The sequence below is a fragment of the Gottfriedia sp. NPDC057991 genome, assembly GCF_042886615.1.
Classification (GTDB): domain Bacteria; phylum Bacillota; class Bacilli; order Bacillales; family Bacillaceae_G; genus Gottfriedia.
In genome coordinates, this window is record NZ_JBHVQN010000021.1 from 1 (window position 1) to 2,291 (window position 2,291).

Here is a 2,291-nt window from a genome sequence, read left to right on the forward strand (position 1 = left end):
CACCCGTTCCCATACCGAACACGGCAGTTAAGCTCTTTTGCGTCGATGGTAGTTGGGGGTTTCCCCCTGTGAGAGTAGAACGTCGCCTGGTAAACGAAAAGCATCAGCTATTAAGTTGATACTTTTTTTTGTTGGAATTTAAAAATGAGGTTCCATGTCAATTTACGGGTGATCTAGCTGGCACCTATAAATTGACATGGTTCTTTTTTATTATTGCATTTAAAACTTTATTTTTTAAACGATTCAAGCTTACAAAACGTTTATGGTCTTCATTCACGTTTGGAACAATTGATAAACCGATTTAAAGGTATAACAACAAAGTATCTCGACAATTACCTTATTTGGTTCTTGTTTGTGGATGTTCGTAACAATGAAAGTTACAAATCATAATATTAAGGAATTCCTTTTATTGTCTTTTGTTTTCGAAATGACAGCTACATACGGTAATTTACGCTAGTCAAAATTCGCTGTATAGTGCTTATTTAGCTATTAGCAGTATAGAGTGATAAGACAAAATTATGAGTTTGCATAAATAATTCATATTTTTCTTTATGAACCATCTTTGATAAGTTAATGAAAAGAGAGGGGAAATGAAATGAGAATTTTTGATGCACATTTTCATATTATTAATTTTAATTTTCCAATTATCGAAAACCAAGGATATTTGCCACCCAACTATGTTGTAAAAGATTACCAGAATGAAACTACTGATTTAAATGTACTAGGTGGGATTGTATCTGGCTCTTTCCAAGGATTTCACCAAGAATATTTATTAAACGCACTTAAACAAATGGGCACAACATTTTGCGGCGTAACTCAATTACCTTTTACTGTAACAAACGAAGAGATTATAAACTTAAATGAAAAAGGGGTAAAGGCATTACGTTTTAATATAAAACGAGGTGGTTCAGAAGATTTATCAAAGCTCGATTACTTTGCAAGAAGAGTTTATGATTTAGTCGGATGGCATAGTGAACTTTATATTGATGCAAAAGAGTTACCTGAAATTACATCAATTATTGAAAAGTTACCTGCTATTTCAATTGATCATTTAGGATTATCAGAAGAAGGACTACCACATTTATTAAAATTAATTGATAAGGGCATACACGTAAAAGCAACAGGTTTTGGGCGTGTGGAACTGAATGTTGAAAAAACTTTAAGATCCATTTATGAGACAAATCCTGATGCACTTATGTTTGGTACAGATTTGCCATCTACAAGAGCAAAAAGACCTTTTGAGTATACAGATATTGAATTAATTCAACAGCTATTTGATGAACAGGCTACCGATAAAATTCTGTACACGAATGCATTAAAATGGTATTTCAAGTAATTTAGCTTTAATCAGGTGTAGCTTCATAGAGAAAGTTAAGAATTACTTCGTCGTGATCAATAGTCTAATAGTCCACATTTAGCCTAAATCCTTTTTTGAACTTTTAGGGGCCATTCCTAGTTGCATTTCCAGCTCTGCAAAGTTGATGAGTGGATTATATAAAAATATTCATTCATTAAGAGTTCTATATATTGCTGTATAAGTTGTATCAGTAATAGATCCATTCGTGTAGAAGAAAAAGAATTGAATAATGCTAATTCCCTATATTTTAATGTTCTCATCTTGAAGTAGCACTCTTTTAGTTCTGGTTAGTTTATTTGAACATAAAGCTTAAGTGAACTATACTGGTGATTTCTTATTTACGGGTAGCTGATTCCCATATAAGACACAATGATATCCGTTTTGCGTAATACTTTAAAAACATTAAGTTAATTGTCAACATTCTAGGAAGAGTAGTGTTCCTATATGGATAGTCCTGGTCAAACAAACGAATAGTTTTTGAATGCACCAAACACAATTTTTTTCAGCTACCTGTTTAAAATAAAATTGTATTTACGAATTGTAATATAAAATTGTTGATTTCATTTAAGGAATAATTTAAGAACAGTTGATACATATAAGAAATTGTAGCTGTATAAAGCGGAATACAATCAACTTATTTAAATAAATGTACTATAAAAGAACATACATAACTTTTTATTAATTTTTTGTAAAGAAATGCTTGCAATCAATTGGACGAGATGGTATATTTGTTTATGTTGTCACGACAAACCAAGTGAGAACAACAAAAAAAATAATAAGTTGTTGACAAATGATTCGACAAAATGTTATTATATTAAAGTCGCTTCTGAAGCGACAAGATGAACTTTGAAAACTAAACAAAACATGAAGTAAACGTCAATTATTAGTTTTTTGAGCAATACAAGATTTAAACTTAACTTTTATGGAGAGTTTG

The 2,291-nt window shown here is 31.0% G+C and carries 1 protein-coding gene, 1 rRNA gene and 1 pseudogene; all 3 read left to right on the forward strand.

What is annotated here, in order from left to right:
• Positions 1-91: ribosomal RNA gene (gene rrf, locus ACFVR2_RS25080) — 5S ribosomal RNA — on the forward strand; the annotation flags it as partial.
• A 158-nt stretch (positions 92-249) separates the two neighbouring features.
• Positions 250-457 (forward strand): annotated as a pseudogene (locus tag ACFVR2_RS25085) (IS1595 family transposase); the annotation flags it as partial.
• A 138-nt stretch (positions 458-595) separates the two neighbouring features.
• On the forward strand, positions 596-1,336 hold the full coding sequence (locus tag ACFVR2_RS25090) for an amidohydrolase family protein (protein ID WP_387368220.1): 741 nt from the start codon (positions 596-598) through the stop codon (positions 1,334-1,336).
• Positions 1,337-2,291: the final 955 nt, after the last annotated feature.